At 45.2% G+C, this 16,285-nt stretch carries 16 protein-coding genes; 9 read left to right on the plus strand and 7 right to left on the minus strand.

Annotated elements, in window-relative coordinates:
- Positions 1–6: 6 nt before the first annotated feature.
- Together ACJJIK_RS09735 and ACJJIK_RS09740 are read left to right on the plus strand one after the other, a co-directional pair.
- The gene (locus tag ACJJIK_RS09735; protein ID WP_444944911.1) at positions 7–777 is read left to right on the plus strand and encodes a hypothetical protein; all 771 of its coding nucleotides are present in this window, start codon (positions 7–9) and stop codon (positions 775–777) included.
- Between the two features lie 705 nt (positions 778–1,482).
- Positions 1,483–1,764 (plus strand): DUF2442 domain-containing protein, encoded by a 282-nt coding sequence (locus tag ACJJIK_RS09740; RefSeq protein WP_444944912.1) that lies wholly within the window; start codon positions 1,483–1,485, stop codon positions 1,762–1,764.
- Between the two features lie 141 nt (positions 1,765–1,905).
- Here the strand turns inward: ACJJIK_RS09740 and ACJJIK_RS09745 are convergent, their stop codons facing one another.
- Complete coding sequence (locus tag ACJJIK_RS09745) at positions 1,906–3,321, minus strand: sialidase family protein (protein ID WP_444944913.1); 1,416 nt, start codon at positions 3,319–3,321, stop codon at positions 1,906–1,908.
- 636 nt (positions 3,322–3,957) lie between these two features.
- Here ACJJIK_RS09745 and ACJJIK_RS09750 point away from each other — a divergent pair.
- Entirely contained in the window at positions 3,958–4,470 is a 513-nt protein-coding gene (locus ACJJIK_RS09750) for a hypothetical protein (protein WP_444944914.1), read from the plus strand.
- Between the two features lie 169 nt (positions 4,471–4,639).
- Here the strand turns inward: ACJJIK_RS09750 and ACJJIK_RS09755 are convergent, their stop codons facing one another.
- The 3 genes from ACJJIK_RS09755 to ACJJIK_RS09765 all read right to left on the minus strand — a co-directional run bounded on the left by ACJJIK_RS09755 (position 4,640) and on the right by ACJJIK_RS09765 (position 7,043).
- Positions 4,640–5,830, minus strand: a complete 1,191-nt coding sequence (locus ACJJIK_RS09755; protein ID WP_444944915.1) for a transposase — start codon at positions 5,828–5,830, stop codon at positions 4,640–4,642.
- A gap of 669 nt (positions 5,831–6,499) precedes the next feature.
- Positions 6,500–6,742, minus strand: a complete 243-nt coding sequence (locus ACJJIK_RS09760) for a hypothetical protein (RefSeq protein WP_444932030.1) — start codon at positions 6,740–6,742, stop codon at positions 6,500–6,502.
- A 79-nt stretch (positions 6,743–6,821) separates the two neighbouring features.
- The gene (locus ACJJIK_RS09765; protein WP_444932031.1) at positions 6,822–7,043 is read right to left on the minus strand and encodes a hypothetical protein; all 222 of its coding nucleotides are present in this window, start codon (positions 7,041–7,043) and stop codon (positions 6,822–6,824) included.
- A 405-nt stretch (positions 7,044–7,448) separates the two neighbouring features.
- Between ACJJIK_RS09765 and ACJJIK_RS09770 the strand changes: the two genes are divergently transcribed.
- From ACJJIK_RS09770 to ACJJIK_RS09785, 4 genes are all read left to right on the plus strand, one after another.
- Positions 7,449–7,925, plus strand: a complete 477-nt coding sequence (locus ACJJIK_RS09770) for a LabA-like NYN domain-containing protein (RefSeq protein WP_444932032.1) — start codon at positions 7,449–7,451, stop codon at positions 7,923–7,925.
- Positions 7,926–8,259: 334 nt separating this feature from the next.
- On the plus strand, positions 8,260–8,862 hold the full coding sequence (locus tag ACJJIK_RS09775; protein WP_444944916.1) for a hypothetical protein: 603 nt from the start codon (positions 8,260–8,262) through the stop codon (positions 8,860–8,862).
- Positions 8,863–9,399: 537 nt separating this feature from the next.
- Entirely contained in the window at positions 9,400–10,422 is a 1,023-nt protein-coding gene (locus ACJJIK_RS09780; protein WP_444932034.1) for a cytochrome-c peroxidase, read from the plus strand.
- 170 nt (positions 10,423–10,592) lie between these two features.
- Positions 10,593–11,699, plus strand: a complete 1,107-nt coding sequence (locus tag ACJJIK_RS09785) for an acyltransferase family protein (RefSeq protein WP_444932035.1) — start codon at positions 10,593–10,595, stop codon at positions 11,697–11,699.
- A gap of 84 nt (positions 11,700–11,783) precedes the next feature.
- Here the strand turns inward: ACJJIK_RS09785 and ACJJIK_RS09790 are convergent, their stop codons facing one another.
- A complete protein-coding gene (locus ACJJIK_RS09790) occupies positions 11,784–12,404 on the minus strand; it encodes a LysE/ArgO family amino acid transporter (protein WP_444932036.1) in 621 nt (206 codons plus the stop codon).
- Between the two features lie 130 nt (positions 12,405–12,534).
- On the opposite strand from ACJJIK_RS09790, the gene ACJJIK_RS09795 reads away from it, so the two are divergent.
- On the plus strand, positions 12,535–13,437 hold the full coding sequence (locus ACJJIK_RS09795) for a LysR family transcriptional regulator ArgP (protein ID WP_444932037.1): 903 nt from the start codon (positions 12,535–12,537) through the stop codon (positions 13,435–13,437).
- Between the two features lie 53 nt (positions 13,438–13,490).
- On the opposite strand, the gene ACJJIK_RS09800 is transcribed toward ACJJIK_RS09795, so the two are convergent.
- Entirely contained in the window at positions 13,491–14,360 is an 870-nt protein-coding gene (locus ACJJIK_RS09800; RefSeq protein ID WP_444944917.1) for a LysR family transcriptional regulator, read from the minus strand.
- Positions 14,361–14,450: 90 nt separating this feature from the next.
- On the opposite strand from ACJJIK_RS09800, the gene ACJJIK_RS09805 reads away from it, so the two are divergent.
- Positions 14,451–14,951 carry a lactoylglutathione lyase family protein gene (locus ACJJIK_RS09805; protein ID WP_444932039.1) on the plus strand — a complete coding sequence of 167 codons (501 nt, stop codon included), beginning with the start codon at positions 14,451–14,453 and terminating at the stop codon, positions 14,949–14,951.
- An 86-nt stretch (positions 14,952–15,037) separates the two neighbouring features.
- Here the strand turns inward: ACJJIK_RS09805 and ACJJIK_RS09810 are convergent, their stop codons facing one another.
- The gene (locus tag ACJJIK_RS09810) at positions 15,038–16,234 is read right to left on the minus strand and encodes a multidrug effflux MFS transporter (RefSeq protein WP_444944918.1); all 1,197 of its coding nucleotides are present in this window, start codon (positions 16,232–16,234) and stop codon (positions 15,038–15,040) included.
- Positions 16,235–16,285 lie beyond the last annotated feature (51 nt).

Consider the following 16,285-nt stretch of genomic DNA (forward strand, 5'->3'; position numbering starts at 1 on the left):
ATTCCCATGAATGTCATCTACAGCAAACATTACAATATAAATCTTGGACCACTAAATTATCTACACCCATTTGATGGGACCAAGTTTCAGAAGATTCAACATCAACTAAAAAACAATAAAGGGATTAGTTTTATAGAGCCTAAATCTCCAGCCAGTATGGAGGTTATCGATGAATTCCTATCAAGCAGCATGAGACCTAGAGTGCGCAGTAAAGATGAAATTCTTCAAGCACTTGAGCTTCCCGGTATCCCGCTGATTAGCTTTTCACTATTAGACAAGGAAATCCTCTCCCCTATGCGCTGGGCAGTTGCAGGAACTATCCTTGGTGCGGAGTCTGCTCTTGAAAAGAGTGAGATCTACTGGAATCTCTCCGGCGGATATCATCACGCTATGCAACAAAGTATGGAAGGGTTCTGTATCTATAACGATATTGGGATTTGCTATCAGCAATTGATAAAAAGCGGCCAACTAAAGCCTGAAGATAAAATACTAATAATCGACACAGATGCTCATCATGGCAACGGCAACGCACACACATTTATGGAGAATGAAAACGTAACGATTTTAGATGTATACAATGCTGGAATTTATCCTGCATCAAACTATACACGGAATCGGGTAAATATCTCAGTTCCCCTAAATCCAGGTACAGAAGGCCAGGAATATCTAAATCGATATAGCGAGGCACTGGAAAAATTAGATTCTGATTATAAAATAGCCTTTGTAGTTGCAGGTACCGACCCCCTAAGCTGCGATAAACTGGCGGACTTCGCTTAGAAATTGAAGATATCGTAGAGAGGGAAAAGTTAACCTTAAGTGCTCTTAATCAGCACTCTATCCCCGCTGTTATACTTGGTGGTGGTGGTTATGCTAAGAATAGTGCCAATGCGGTTATAGAAGCTATTTCCCAATATATGACTTTTGACACCTCAAAGTCTTATAGCCCCTACCCGTGATGCATCAACCAGAAAAAACAACTGAGATAGGGGGATTGCCTTCCATAGGTTTACCTCTTATGAAATAGTGAAAAGTAAAGGTGGGGGAAGCTCACATCGCTGAAACAGCTATTTTTTAAGCTGCCTCACACCTCACTAAAACAAAAACCACCCTGAGACCTCAAGCAGGATAATGATTAAATTTATACGATATTTTCACATTCAAGATTTACTGCTCCATTACGTAGAACCATACAAAGATAGCACTATAAACAAGATACTAAAAGAGGGAGTGGGCACTACCAATGAAGCAGAAAAATTTTCCCTATTTATCTGGTACGTTGTAGGCTCTATTCACAATGACCATAGAGACGGAATAGAGGTAATGGGCAGTAAAGATAATCTTGAAATGTTACCTGATCTCGAATATGAAATCTCATGCTATATGAAATTAGTAGGATTCTATGATGTATGGTCTAGAGTTAGTGAGGAAGCTTAACAAGTGATTATCCTCAGCACTCAAGCATTAATAAAATCACGATAGATTATGTCTGATTTAGACAAGTGGTCAATTAACAACTACAAAATTATTGGTAACTATACCATTGAACTAAACTTTGTTGATGGAACAAAACAAACAATTGACTTTGAACCTGTGATCGGCAAAGGCTGGTTGAGCAAACTGAAAGATACAGCTTACTTTAAGCAAGTTAAACTCAATGATGGTGGTAACCTTGAGTGGCCTGACGGGCAAGACTTTAACCCTGAAGCACTCTACGACTGGCCAAATTTTCAACAAATTTATATTGATGAGATAAACTCAATATAAAAGTAGCCCTGGGCACCCACAAAAATACCGTGAATGCCCAGACCTCTAGAAAAATCCTAATATCACTGTATCATTCGCTACATATATGAATCGAAGCATAACTTCACAGTCCAGCATCAATCTAGCGAATTGTGGATGCCGCTATAGTTCCAGTGGTGTATATGTATCCCAAGTGGGGTCATAATTGTTAGTACACTGCTTGGCATACAGATTACACCAACCCTGCCTCCCTGAAACATCATCTTCCCGTCCAATTTGAAACATGCTACACCCCTCGTCTTCACAGGCTTTTGCGCAGGACTCAATAGTTTGCGAATACAATTGTTTGATAAAATATCCTGGCTCAAAGTGTTCCTGGCAACCGCCTTTCTGCCACTCAAGTCGCACTCGCTTAACATGGCCTACCGAAGTTCTCAGACCAGGAGAGGCTATTGAGATAACAGTTGAGTCATCCAATACTCCCAGGCCATTCCAGAGCAGCTCTTCATCATCTCCAAGACTTGGAAAGGGCGTTGAAGGGCGAGTAAAATTTCTTGCCTCTTCATCACCAATGTAAACCTGTATATTTCTATTAGTGGTTTTCCGACCGATATTTGACTGTATCGAGAGCAGGGTCTCCCCTCCCGACAATTGAACAATATAAGGAGCACCGGCATAGGTTTCATAAGGTAACAGGTTAGAAGAAACCGCAAGCTCTCGGAGAGGATCTCCTTTCAGCACCGGACCTTGATTCCAATTATTTTCAAGACTTGTCCTAACAGTGGTAGGTTTGAATTGGCCATTGATTCCATTATCTTCAATGGCAACAACAATCTCCTGACTATTATTGAGCAATAGTGGTACAGGCATTCCATCGCGACTACCTTGGCTGTAGCTGATAGCTTTTTTGTTTAGCCAAGTCAGTCCATGATTAGGTGAAGACAGCATAGAAATCTGCTGCTCATTACTGTTGAGATATTCACTCTCGTCGGCAAAATAGATCTGTAATTCGCCATTAGGTAACTGTAGAAAGCTAGGCTCCCAGCAGCCGGTACTGAATGTCGTTCCACAGGTATACACAAGGATATCATTACTCCATGTTACTCCCCTATCTATGGAAATATTGACACTTATCGTATAAGGTAACAAGTTAGTAGAAGTTTGATTTGTCGGTCTACCATTTGCTCCATAGACCAACCAACCATTCTCTAGCTCAATAATTTCAGGATTTGCATAACTATAGCCGTCCTTACCTGAAACATCGATTTCATCAAACCAGGTTTTACCAAGGTCTGAACTGAATCTCACCTTTGTACGCAGTGCACGCTCGTAGACTAAAGCGAGACGACCATCACTAAGTTTCTTGATTCGGGCGTAATATCCAGAAAAGTCCGGCTGAACAGCTTCCTCATCCCATTCTAAGTAGGTATACACATCGAACTGCTCATCATCGGAATGATTAGACTCTATTTGATAGCTTTGATCTTCCTTTGACTTATCACTAGAAAGCGCGGGACTACACAAAATACAAAAAAATATCCAAAGTGTAAAATATAATCGATCAGTAACTTTTTTCATCTTGAATCTCTTTAATTGATTTGTTGATTTTTCTACTGAAGTCTAACTCTATAGACTATTTGTGCATCGGAGCCCATGCAAGAAGCCCTCAATTTCAATACAGAGGCCTGCCCAACCCACTACGGCAACACCACTGCTCACCTCCTACTTTCTACTGAGTTATTCATCGATTTACTTCAATCCTAAAAACCTTTCCCACCCAGCATAGGTTCCATTTTCTTTAAAACATATAACAGTAATTTAAGCAATTCCCTCCACCGGTAGGACAGTAGTTTTTAGCGCCAAACATATAAACCCAATACAAAGCTCGAAATCAAACCCTGAAAAAGTCCATTTTTTATAAAATCTATCTGCATTACGCCAAGTAGAATACTTAAGCGATATAGTATTAGGAAAGTGTTACGCCCCTTAGGATAGTCGAGAAATATATACCTACAGAAAATCTACCCACCTCCTTACCACTCAATCAACGCTTACCTATGGTCACCGACAAACAATCTCCACACCCTATAGCTTCAATAATTTTTAAAGACAGAAGACTCCTAGAGTACATCTAAACCTACAACACGCCTCTTACACAGCCTATATGCTGCCTATATAGAAAAAACCCCCTATACCGTATTATTCAAAGCATAAGTGCTATTCACCAACTCACTCGATCGAACCAAAATAGCATTGCGCATTTGCGTAATTATTCAAACCTCTACCATACATAGGTCAAAAGAGATCATCATAAGCAAAGTTATTATAAAGCTAAATCAAGAAGGTAAGGATTGCAGTTATGTCTTTCTTAAGGGTGACATTTTCCGAAGCGGCGGAGAAAAAGCCCATGCCGCCGAATTTGAAAAGAAATTTTATTCCAAGAAAAACGGCGCTTTTTATCTTAAATTAGTTAACGCCAAGGACAATAAATACTACATGGATGTTAGAGCTGCAACATCTCGGGTTGAGCCAGTAAAACCATTTTTGACTGTCGATGCATCCAGCATTTGTGCCTGGGAACTGCTAAATAGTGGTGAGCTTACTATGGTATTAGGCGGTAAAGATGTAGAGAAGCGTTTAAGTAGCAGTAAAGATACTGACAGTAACGCCTTATATGCCAACTGGAAAGATGGGCACCCCTGCCAAGTTGAAATCGAAGATCTATAACTCATTCATTGTTAAAAAACCGCCCTCACATAGTGGGGGCGGTTTTATTTTCAGACTCACCCCTTCTCTCAGCCCACAGCAATCATGCTATTCAGCCTATTCTTTACGGCCCTTAAAATAGGCCCGCACAGTTAAAGAGAACTGTTATGGACCAACACTTCGGACACTTTTATGCCGCAATTGCCCCGTAATCGCTGTAGCGATCATAAATGTAGCTGACTTTTTCACAGCTTCGGTCCAGACCTAAGCTGCTAAAAACCCTATCCATCAGATGCTGGTTGAACTTGCGGCGCTTCCAGCTGGCGATTGAGATAACTGTAGGTGCATCTGTCTGTATCTCTCTGCGATCTTCAAATTTCAGTAAATTCAGCGCTGTCAGAGACGCATTAACATGAAGGTTTATGGCTTTCTTTCGTACGGATTGACAGTGAGTTAATCCGGTGTATTGCTTCGCATCCCTGAATAAGAACTCTATTTGAAATTTTGATTTGTAGTACGAGACCAATTTCACTGCATCTAAATTCGTATCTGTAGAATACAGTAGCGCACTTCCTTTTTTATCGTCATCGATAGGCTTGAGCAGCACCACGCGTATGGCGCGCTTTAAAAATTTGGCGTGCACCACCTTCGTGTAGACTTTAACTTTAGCATCAAAAGTTCCAGAAAAATTAAAACGGCATAAATCTTCAAGGTCAACTTTTCCGTCAAACCGTTTAGGGCGTCCCTGACCGTTGTATTCCCCCTCGTATAGCCACTGCAAATTAGCATCAATCCGTAACTTTCCAACGATATGCATTCCTTCCTGAAGAATTGGGTTAACAAATGCCTTTTTACTATAAAATTCGTCTGCTGCAAGATATTTAATCTCAAGATTAAGCAACTTCGGTAGAACTTTGAGAGCATGGCTCACATATTGTTCAACCCTCGATTTTCCTTCTTCATCGATCGTTTGCTGGGAATCTATGGCATAGGCAGTATTTGTTTTCAAGTCGGTGACACTAATCGTAGAGATCTCAAGGCCGCGTTGTGATTCTCCAGCGCTGCCGTTATAAAACCACCCTAGGCCATCAGTCTTTTTGTCAGATTTACTGATAAAACTGGCATCAGTAGCGGCGACACATTCACGATTTTCTTGGAGTTCACTGGCAAATAATGTGGTGTTAAACTGGGTGAAGTCAAAGCATCTATGTGACCAGCGTCGATAACGCTTCTCACTTGAGGTGCTGAATCTGTCCATATTCAGATAGGTCGCCTTGCCTCGAAAGACCATCAGTACCGACAATAGAGTCATCATAAATTTCTGCTGGGGCTTACCAACACTGGACATTTTGGCAAAAACTGTTTTAATTGTGTCTTCCATGGGCGGTTACTGCGTTAATCAGATTTCGTAAACCTTATTCTCTCAGTCTCCGCCCATGGATTCCAGCACCACGCCCCCCCAATTTGCCCCTCAAAAGTGTCCGAAGTGTTGACTAAATAACCCCTCAAGAAACTGAGACAAGCGCACAATTTAAAATTTATTTCCTACAATACCCATAACTAAAGGGTTTAGACGCGGATGGCAACTGTGATTTATTTGGTAATTCTCTTGGCTCTTTGCGCTGTACTTATACTTATACCGCCAACCCTGTATATAATATTGACAATAAAGTATAAAAAAATATTACTACCGAAAGATTTTGCACTTATAACTATATCGGCAATCCTAAGCATACTTATACTCGCGTTGCAGATAATTAACCTTGCCGCCCCAATATATATACATAAGTATATCGGTGACATGGAGCTTTTCAGGCAAACGCAAATCGTACTAATGATTGCCAACAATGTAACAGGGTATTTGTTTCCTTTATTCCTAGCAGTTTTATTATTCAGGCTAAGAGACTATCTCACACCTAAGAGCGAACAACAAAAGTAGCAAATTTTACTCTGGGGCAGTTAAACTGCCCCAAAAGCCAACTTACCGAATCCTTTCAGGTTGAAAAAGAACAAAATATTAAAATTCAAGCTTTACGTATACCATTCACTTCTAGCAATCCCTTTCTTCCAGCACTCCACCGCTCTTTATAGAATACTCGATAAATTCCCCACTAGATATATCAAGAATCTGTAGCCAAGAATAAAACTGCGCTTTCTCAGATTTGGCTATCTCTTCCGCAAGCTCCATTGCCTTCTCGCCAGTTGGCGCAGACCCTCTAAAACTCTTTGCGCCACCATTCATTAAATGAATACGCTCAGCAAATATGGCAAATCTGTTGGTTTTTCTCTCCATGCTTTATCTCCATATAAATTTCTTTAAACAGCCACCAGCAAAGAGGAGTCATTTAGGGCAATAGTAGATCACGCCTCTACTAAGGCTCTACCCAATTCATATTGGTCTCAACCCCTCGCATCTGCGCTAGTGTTAGCTCCAACTCGCTGCGCAGATCTATATCTACGGAAACCGAAAAGCTGCGTACGTACTTTGTATAATTGAGGATGCTGATTGCGTACATTGGCTGATTGTTATAGCTCGACCGGTAACGACAGATCAGCATAGGCTCCCCGTCAAAAATAATGCTTTTGATTCCCATGCTTCCCCCACACAGTAACTGTATATGCATACAGTATAGAATACAGTGGCCCGTCCCTGTCAACCCAAAATTGACGCCAGTACAACAACCGAGTGATAGACCCCACAATTAAAGCCATTTAGGCCGCTTATTCTCTACTATGTAGTATCCAATCCCTCATAGAGGCCGCCATCTAGTAGCCCATCGCCTGAGAAAGATGCTCCTGTACGCCAGCTATACCTGGAGCTTCCTTCAGGCTGGTCAAATTTTAACCAAAAATCTGCATCAATCGGAGAGGCGAGCTAGACTGATCAGACAGTCATCACTTGAATATGAAAAACCAGCGTCATAAAGTATCTGCCCAAGTGACAGCTAATGGTGCCCACTGCTGTTAGCATTAGATGCAACAAGCTACTGGATTTTTAAATGGAAAGGGTTGCTTTATTAGTTGATGTGCAAAACGTTTACTATACATGTAGACAAATCTACAAACGAAACTTTGATTACAATAAGTTTTGGCGGGAAGCTACCGGCGGAAGAGATGTGGTAAAAGCTACGGCTTACGCCATTGATCGTGGCGATAGAAAACAGAGTGAATTTCAAAATATATTAAGATCTATCGGCTTTGAAGTAAAATTAAAACCCTTTACACAAAGGTCCGATGGCTCCGCCAAGGGCGACTGGGACGTGGGTATAACTATCGATGCAATGGAATATTCAAATCTGGCAGATACTATCGTTTTAGTTTCAGGAGATGGTGATTTTGATATTCTAGCCCACAAACTCCGCTTAGATAGAGGCAAGAAGGTTGAAGTATATGGCGTGCCGGATTTAACCGCTGGGGCACTAATTAATGCAGCGAGTGAATTTTTTCCCATTGAAAGCAGGCTGTTACTTAAATAACTATCAATAGCAATCAAGACCAAAGCTGCCTACTTTAGATATTTACTGGCTTGACATCCCTAAATGATTTAACTGGTAACTATGGTATATCCCAGCCTGAGATCGATTGCATGAAGATCGCTGTGACAGAATAGATACATGCTACCCTATTTAACCCCAGCTAAGGTTTAGATAGTTATACATTGCTTTTGGATAAATTTTAGTCAGCAACATTTTCACCCAACAAGTTCAGATATCACTATGTAAGGATGACAGTTTGAGTTCCAGGTCTATTTTCTTTTGGGTTTGTAGCCTATCCGCAATAATTGTACTAGGGTTCTCCCCCAGCTACTTTATGGCTTATCAAAGCCTATCTACAATGCACCATTTCCACGGGATAATTTCTTTCCTTTGGATTTTATTGATATGCAGCCAAGCTTATCTGGCACTCAGCCAAAATACATCTCTGCATAAGTATCTAGGCTGGCTGTCCCTAATCGTAGCCACCTTGTTTATCGGCACCTCATCCTGGGTGTTCTCCACTACGCTTGAGTCCACCCTGGAAAAGGATAAAATTTTTCAGCTGGTCTATTGGGTTGACTTATTTTTATTGCCACTTTTTGTTTTCTTTCTTCTCTCAGGCTTTCTTCAGCGAAAATCCCCTAAAAAACATATGCTGTGCATGATGCTAAGTTTGATAGTTATACTGCCGCCTGGATTAGGCAGGTTAATCTATGGCTTGTTTCTATTCCCTTTTGATGCACCCATTCGATATTTTTACGAGCCCATGATGCTCACCACCCTGGGGATATTGGTATATTTAGGCTTTCGCGAACGCTGGCAGTTTAGCCAGGTAAAAGTGGCCCTTGGAGTGACAGCTGGGTCATTTGCAAGCTCTTACTGGGCGGTTAATACGGGAGTATTTGCGTCTGGGGTTAGATGGGCTCTTGGCAGTTAAGAGACTTGTGAATAACCCCGCAATACCTCTCAGAGATTAATTGCAGCTCAGTGCAAATGGTATAGCCCTTGGTAAGTACTGCAACGCAACAGCTATGAGGTTAAAATTTCAGAAGTGTTTTTAACCTCACACTAGCGCCCTCTAAGCATACTAACGGTAGCGAGCAGGCTGCCAGTCCTTCCCCATATTTCTTTAGTGAAATAACACTTTCACGATTTTTAAACAACCAGCCTCTACTGCACTTCATACAGCAACAAGCCCCTAAGCTGACTATCAATTCACGCATGCAATATTTTTCAACTAGCCAACTAAAAGCTCAAGAGCCAACAATACGCTGTTAAGAACTCCCTATCCGAGCACAAACTGAACAACGAAGGTTTATTTTGTGAACAGCTTTGCACAAGCAAAAATTAATAGTAATTTTTATAAGTTACGATGTCAGATAGGCGCTGCCAATCATATAGTGAAGCCATTCAGTTTTTGATAAAATGGCAGATGGACCGGCATTATTTTTTGAGGCATGGGAGAGATACTAAAGTGATCAAAAAGAAGTTTTCGGGGAAAACAAATCTAAAATTTTCAATAATTGGCAGTGTGATGGCGGCGGCAAGCTTGCTGTCCAGTTCCATATCGGCAGAAGTTGAAGTTGATATAAATCAACTACGCCAGCAATCAAAAATTATGTTTGGCACTCTCTCAGATACGATGCCCGGCAGTGAGGGGGACACTCCTGCCATGGTTGAGCTGGGGAAAACACTCTTTATGGACAAACGGCTTTCAATCAATGACAGCCAGTCCTGTAACGACTGCCACCAAGTCGGTAGCTATAACGGCTCCGGCGTTGACAACAAGGCAACATCACTGGGCGCACTGCCCGGTACTCAAGGGGATCGCAACTCCCCAACGGTATGGAACTCCGGGTTCCAGTTAGCTCAATTTTGGGATGGCCGCGCTGAAGACCTAAAAGAACAAGCAAAAGGTCCAATACTAAACCCTGTGGAAATGGGTATGCCTTCGGCAGAAGCTGTTGAGGAAAAAATATCAAAAATTGATGAATATCAAGTGAGCTTCAAGCGTGTTTTTGGTAATGAGAATGCGATCTCTTACGATAATATTGCTCAGGCTATTGCCGCATTTGAACGCACACTGATCACAAATGATCGCTTTGATGTTTTTATGGAAGGTGACGATCACGCCTTGACAAAAGAAGAGTTAAAAGGCTTGAAAACCTTTATCAATACCGGTTGTACGGCATGTCACAATGGCGCAACGCTGGGTGGAAACATGTACCAGAAACTGGGCTTAGCCAATCAATATCCACACCAGGAAGATTTGGGTCGCTATAAAGTTACAGGTCATGAAAGTGATAAGATGGTATTCAAGGTCCCTATGCTGCGTGATGTAAGCAGAAGTGCCCCCTACTTTCATGATGGGAGCGTGGAAACTATTGAACAGGCAATTTACGATATGGCCTGGTACCAGCTGGGTCAAAAATTGAGCACACAGCAAGTGGGTGAAATCGCCACTTTCCTGGGAGCCTTAGAACACCAGGCTCATTAATAGATTTCCCACCCTTCGGGGTGGGACTCTTTTACTGCGAAAAATAATGAGTTAGCCCCTCTAAAACTACAGCCTTGCCCAGGCGGATTCCTGACCGCCCACTCAGCGGGAATACACCCCCAGAGCACCGAAGGAACCATTAAATTGACCAAGGATATAGGTCGTCAGACATGAGCACACGTCTTCTCAATCTCGATGCACTGCGGGGGCTGGCTGCAACCTTAGTTGTCTGGCAACACGGTAGTGAAGTATTTATCCGCACGCCCTCTATCGCTCAGCACGGCACAGGGCTGGCTGAACTTATCAGTCAGCTGGATTTTGGCCGGATTGGGGTGCTTTGCTTTTTCTTGATCTCCGGCTTTGTCATTCCCCATAGCCTCCTCGTATCAAACCGCTCCCTAAAGAGCTTTGCGATTCGCCGCTTCTTCCGCTTGTACCCCGCCTATTGGCTGTCCCTGGCCGTAATAATCGGATTGGCATGGGCGCTCGCTGAGCGATCATTCTCTGCAGGGACGATTCTGGCCAATACGACTATGTTGCAGGGGCTTATAGGGTTTACAAGTGTCCAGACTCTCTATTGGACCCTCACCGCAGAACTGGTTTTTTACTGCCTCTGCGCGCTGATGTTTCATTTGCGACTACTGGGGAATCCCAGATACCTGCTTATGCTGTGCTGGGGGACTCTATCGGTATTTGTCGGCCTGCAACTGCTGGGGCAATCGCCCAACCCTCTATTACAACTTCCCGCTACCACCAGTTACCTCCCCTTTGCGATTGCAGTAATGTTCTGCGGGGCCCTGATCAGATATTACTATGAGACAAGGCGCGGTTACCGCTACCTGTTGTGGGGGCTGCTTGCCACTTTCTCTATTCCGTTATTCGTTGCCATCCTGCACTTTATCGGTAGATCGATCAGTGAAACCCCACTGCGCTTCGCTTTATCTCATTTTATCGCTTTGGCAATTTTTCTGGCCTTTGTATTGCTCCGAGTAAAACCCCTGCGATATCTGGCTGCGCTGGGGACTATCAGCTATTCCATTTACTTGTTTCACCTGGCGGTTGTCTTTGTCGGCAATTGGGCGATAACCCAACCTTGGGGGCAAGGGTTGGCAAACTATCCTCTGCCCACCCTTCTGGTGCTTATCACCCTGCTCAGTTTTGCTCTGGCAGCAATTCTTTACTGGCTGGTGGAGAGACCCTGTATGCAATTGGGGCACTATTTGAGTAGTCGCAGTGAGCGAGCAAGTAGATCGGGGGCTATGCTCGGGGAGAGCTAAGGCGGGCAATAAAAAATCGCGATGAGATAAAAAGATAGCTGTAAAGCGGATCTACAGCTATCTCTGGCAGCCGTTATCAAATGGCTACTGTGTCCACAGCAAGCTGATCGCAATGGTCCACATCATAATCCCCACCAGAACATCGAGCACCTGCCAGGTTCTGGGGTTTTTAAATAGAGGCTGCATCATGCTGCCCCCTACAGAGAGCAGAGTGAACCACAACAGGGAGGCACTGCATGCGCCCAGTACGAAAAACCAGGAACCCTGGCCGGCATACTGAGCCCCCACCGAGCCGATAAGCACGATGGTATCCACGTAGGCATGGGGGTTGAGCAGGGTTAAGGCTACCGCAGTGAGCAGAGCTGAGCGGCGGGACTTCATCCACTCTTTTTGCTCCCCCAGACCTTTATTGGAGAAAGCCGAGCGGAAGGCCATAGCGCCATAGGAGAAAAGGAAAGCCGCACCGAGCCAGGTTAGCCAGATCATCCAGTCGCCACCGGCCTGTGCAATATGTGCAACCAGGAACACACCGGCAGAAATCAAGGCGATATCCATCACTACACATAATGCCGCGATACTATAGTGATATTGACGACGGATACTCTGCGTCAGCAGAAATGCGTTCTGCGCTCCAATCGCCATAATCAAGCTGATGGTAGTCAAAAAACCTTTTGCGAGCGGTGCCAACAACAACCCTGAAAACACAATACCTCCTGTGTTTCACTCTCTAATTTGGAAATACCCGCAGGGCTGCGGGCCTGAATGGTGGCGCGAGATTAAGAGGCAAACTAGAATAAGTAAATTTAATTATACTGATCCCTCATAAGAAATTCTTATGCTAGACCTCAAGCAACTCCAGGCCTTTGCCTTTGTGCTGGAAGAGCGCAGTTTTGACAAAGCCGCCGCGCTACTCCATATCAGCCAGTCTGCAATTTCCCAGCGAATCAAAGCGCTAGAGAGCCAGGTGGGGCAGGCGTTGCTGATCCGCTCCAGCCCATTGCGCCCCACTGAGGCCGGCCTCAAAGTGCTGGGCTACTACCAACAAATGCATCTATTACAGCAGGAGCTGCTCACGGATATCGATCCCGAGGGGGGCAAGACCCGCTATAGCAATCAGAATAAGGTTCGTATCGCACTGAATGTGGACAGCTTGGATACCTGGTTTCTGACCGCGATCACACCACTGATTCGATCTCAACAGCTATTGGTGGACCTAAAAGTAGATGACCAGGAAGCCACCCATGAGCTATTAAAGAATGGCGAGGTTATCGGCTGCATCAGCTCCACCACCAGCAACCTCCAGGGGTGCCAGTCGGTACTGCTGGGTCATATGGCCTATTACCCGGTGTGCACCAAGGCGTTTAAGAAGAAGTTTTTCTCAGATCCAATTAATGTTGAAGAGTTTCGCTACGCTCCGGCAGTGGAGTTCAGCTACAAGGATCAATTACAGAGCCGCTACCTGAAACAGTTTTGGGGGGTGGAGACCGGCCAATACCCCTCCCATGAAATCCCCTCGTCAAAAAGCTTTCTCAGCTTTTTGACCCTGGGACTCGGTTGGGGGATGGCGCCGGACATTCAGGTGGCCAGCCTGATAAAAAGTGGAAAACTGATCAAGTTCACAGAGGATCACTATTTGCAGATCCCCCTTTACTGGCACGTCTGGAACTTAAAGTCGAAGCTAATCAAGCAGATCACGATCAATCTCACAGAGCATGCGCAAAAGGCCTTGCACCAGTAGCTATTCGCCCCGCCGCGAGTCAATCTTACAATTCTGGATTTTTGCGCACCTGATTAAAGCCATTTCTCCATTTCGCGGATAATAAACTCCACTCTGGCGGGCACAACCTGACTGCGTCGAAGCGCCAAAAAGAGTGTCTCACTCACGGGCTTCTCCAGGCTGTGTGCCCTGATCAAATTCGGCTCTCGAAACGCATTTACCGCATAGCTGGGCAAAACGGTAAAACCCAAGCCCAGGCTAACAGGCTCCAGAATCAAGCTGATTTGATTGGAAAAGCCTTTTTGCTGGAAATCGTTAAGGCTGCGAAATTGCGGGAAGTTTGCCCCCAATAATAGACTCGCGTGATGGATACCGTCGGGGTGGCCGATATACCCCAAGGCTAACAGCTGCTGCCAGTCAGGGCTTGCCACCTCTGCCGGTGTCAGCAGCAGCAACTGCTCACTGGCGATCGGCCTGCTATCAACCTCCTGCGCTTGTGGAGGACTAGTCATTAATCCTATATCAGCGTCGTTTTCTGCGATCGCCTTCTCCACATCCAAATTGGGGGCAAAGCGGCAGCTGATCGCCAGCCCCCGGTGGACTTGCTGCTGGGACAGCAGCTTCGGGTAGAGCTTAAGCCCCACACTACCTGGGCACATGACCCTTACCGCGCCCTGATGCGGTGGGTCCTCGCCAATAATATGCCCCAGGTTGGAGAGCGCTTGAATAATCCCCTGCCCCTCCCGGTAAAGCCTGCCACCCGCATCTGTGAGCGCGAAGTGCTTACCCTGCCTGATTAACAGGGCGACCCCCAGGTGCTCCTCTAGCTTGCGAATATGCTGGCTTACCCCAGACTGTGTCATATGTAAGCGATCCGCCGTGCGGGTGAAGTGCCCCTCCTCCGCCAGGGTGCAAAAGCTCCGCAGCCACACTGGATTAATCATTACAGAAATTACTCAAAAAGATAACAAATGATAATTATACGTAATGAGCTATAGGTTGTAACTTGGCCGTATTCAACCAAGGAGATTGCCATGAGCAGCGCATACCCGAGAACCTTTTCTCACATCGGTATTTCAGTGCCAGATCTGGAAGCAGCCGTAAAGTTTTATACCGAGGTGCTGGGCTGGTACCTGATTATGAAGCCCACCGATATCACCGAGGACAAGAGCGCTATCGGTGAAATGTGTACCGACGTATTTGGTCCCAACTGGGGCAGTTTCCGCATCGCCCACCTATCCACCGGAGACCGGATTGGGGTAGAACTGTTCCAGTTTAACAATCAGGAAAACCCCGAAGACAATTTTGAGTACTGGAAAACCGGTATCTTTCACTTCTGCGTGCAAGATCCCAACCTGGAAGAGCTGGCGGATAAAATTGTTGCCGCTGGAGGCAAAAAACGCATGCCGGAGCCCCGCTATTACTACCCCGGTGAAAAGCCTTACCGCATGATTTACATGGAAGATCCATTCGGTAACATTTTGGAAATTTACAGCCATAGCTATGAATTAATCTACAGCGCCGGCGCCTACTAGAGCCGCGTAAATTTCCCCTAAAATCTTCCTATCGGGTGGCGGTGACTGTTGTGATCAAATCCAGCCGGCACCCGATAGAGCACGCCTCAATCCGCCGCAATACTGTGTACATTGCGCAGGACCAAAATCGATACTGCCAGTGCCAGAAGACTGCAAACAGCGATAACGCTGACCAGAGGCCCGGGGGTACCGTCAAATATTAGACTGATCATTGCAATTGATATTGCGCCCATCGATAACTGCATCGCCCCACCCAGAGAGGAGGCCGTTCCCGCAATAGGTCCGTGCTGCTCCAGAGATAGGATAAGCACCATGGGAAGCAACATCCCCAAAAACATATTGCACAACAACAGCATTAATATAAGAAATATAAATTGATCGAAGCCCGCCGTAACGACCGTATACATGGTTATCGCACTCAGGGCAAAACCGGCCACACTCCATTTGACCAGCCTCACCGGGCCAAAGCGCGCGCCGAGATTCGCGGCAAACTGACTCGGCAGAAAGAAACCAATAGCATTCAAGGCAAACGCTAAGCTGAACTGAGTGGGCTGCAAACCGTAATAGCCCATATATAAAAATGAGGCTGTCGAAAGGAAAGCAAAGAACGCGGAAAAGCCAAATCCGCCAATGCCAATCAGCCCGAGATAAATAGGGTCGCGCAGCAATAGCACAAAGGATTGCAACAGGGCGCTTCGCTTAAAGGGAACTTTATTTTCTGGTTTCAGGCTCTCGCGCAGACTGGTTATGGCGAGTACCAAGCACAAGGCCGCAGCAACGGAAATTCCGATAAATACACTGCGCCAGCCAAAATTCACCAACAACAGGCTGCCAATAAGTGGCGCCAGCAGAGGAGAAATTGAAAATACCAGCATTACGGTGGTTAAAAGGCGGGTTGCCTGCATCCCAGTGTAAGAATCTCGAATAATGGCCCGGGGGATAGACATCACTGAAGCCGCACCGACCCCCTGAAAAAACCGAAAAACGATCAGCCACTCAATCGTTGGCGCTAAAGCACAACAAATTGATGCAATGGTAAAAAGTGATAAGCCAAAATAGAGTGGCGGTTTGCGGCCAAAGATATCCGAGGTGGGACCATAGAGTAGCTGGCATACCCCAAAGGCGACAAAATAGACCATTAGGGTATATTGTGTGACACTCGTTGAAGTGTTGAGGGCTTTGGTTATTTGCGGCAGCGCGGGCAGGTACATATCGATGGCCATAGGGCCCACAGAGCTGAGCAGCCCCAGGACCAGTGCCATTTTGATAAAGCCCGAGTTCATCCTCAGCCCCTATTTTGCCCTCTCAATTCCGGCCCCCAAAGCCTCAAGTGG

The organism is Microbulbifer regidiadema (SeqCode) (assembly GCF_052466995.1).

What these genes read in the sequence shown, in the direction of transcription:
- ACJJIK_RS09735 (WP_444944911.1), top strand. Translation starts at nt 7, where the DNA reads ATGAATGTCATCTACAGCAAACATTACAATATAAATCTTGGACCACTA.
- ACJJIK_RS09740 (WP_444944912.1), top strand. Translation starts at nt 1,483, where the DNA reads ATGTCTGATTTAGACAAGTGGTCAATTAACAACTACAAAATTATTGGT.
- ACJJIK_RS09745 (WP_444944913.1), bottom strand. Translation starts at nt 3,321, where the DNA reads ATGAAAAAAGTTACTGATCGATTATATTTTACACTTTGGATATTTTTT.
- ACJJIK_RS09755 (WP_444944915.1), bottom strand. Translation starts at nt 5,830, where the DNA reads ATGGAAGACACAATTAAAACAGTTTTTGCCAAAATGTCCAGTGTTGGT.
- ACJJIK_RS09760 (WP_444932030.1), bottom strand. Translation starts at nt 6,742, where the DNA reads ATGGAGAGAAAAACCAACAGATTTGCCATATTTGCTGAGCGTATTCAT.
- ACJJIK_RS09765 (WP_444932031.1), bottom strand. Translation starts at nt 7,043, where the DNA reads ATGGGAATCAAAAGCATTATTTTTGACGGGGAGCCTATGCTGATCTGT.
- ACJJIK_RS09770 (WP_444932032.1), top strand. Translation starts at nt 7,449, where the DNA reads ATGGAAAGGGTTGCTTTATTAGTTGATGTGCAAAACGTTTACTATACA.
- ACJJIK_RS09775 (WP_444944916.1), top strand. Translation starts at nt 8,260, where the DNA reads ATGGCTTATCAAAGCCTATCTACAATGCACCATTTCCACGGGATAATT.
- ACJJIK_RS09785 (WP_444932035.1), top strand. Translation starts at nt 10,593, where the DNA reads ATGAGCACACGTCTTCTCAATCTCGATGCACTGCGGGGGCTGGCTGCA.
- ACJJIK_RS09795 (WP_444932037.1), top strand. Translation starts at nt 12,535, where the DNA reads ATGCTAGACCTCAAGCAACTCCAGGCCTTTGCCTTTGTGCTGGAAGAG.
- ACJJIK_RS09800 (WP_444944917.1), bottom strand. Translation starts at nt 14,360, where the DNA reads ATGATTAATCCAGTGTGGCTGCGGAGCTTTTGCACCCTGGCGGAGGAG.
- ACJJIK_RS09805 (WP_444932039.1), top strand. Translation starts at nt 14,451, where the DNA reads ATGAGCAGCGCATACCCGAGAACCTTTTCTCACATCGGTATTTCAGTG.
- ACJJIK_RS09810 (WP_444944918.1), bottom strand. Translation starts at nt 16,234, where the DNA reads ATGAACTCGGGCTTTATCAAAATGGCACTGGTCCTGGGGCTGCTCAGC.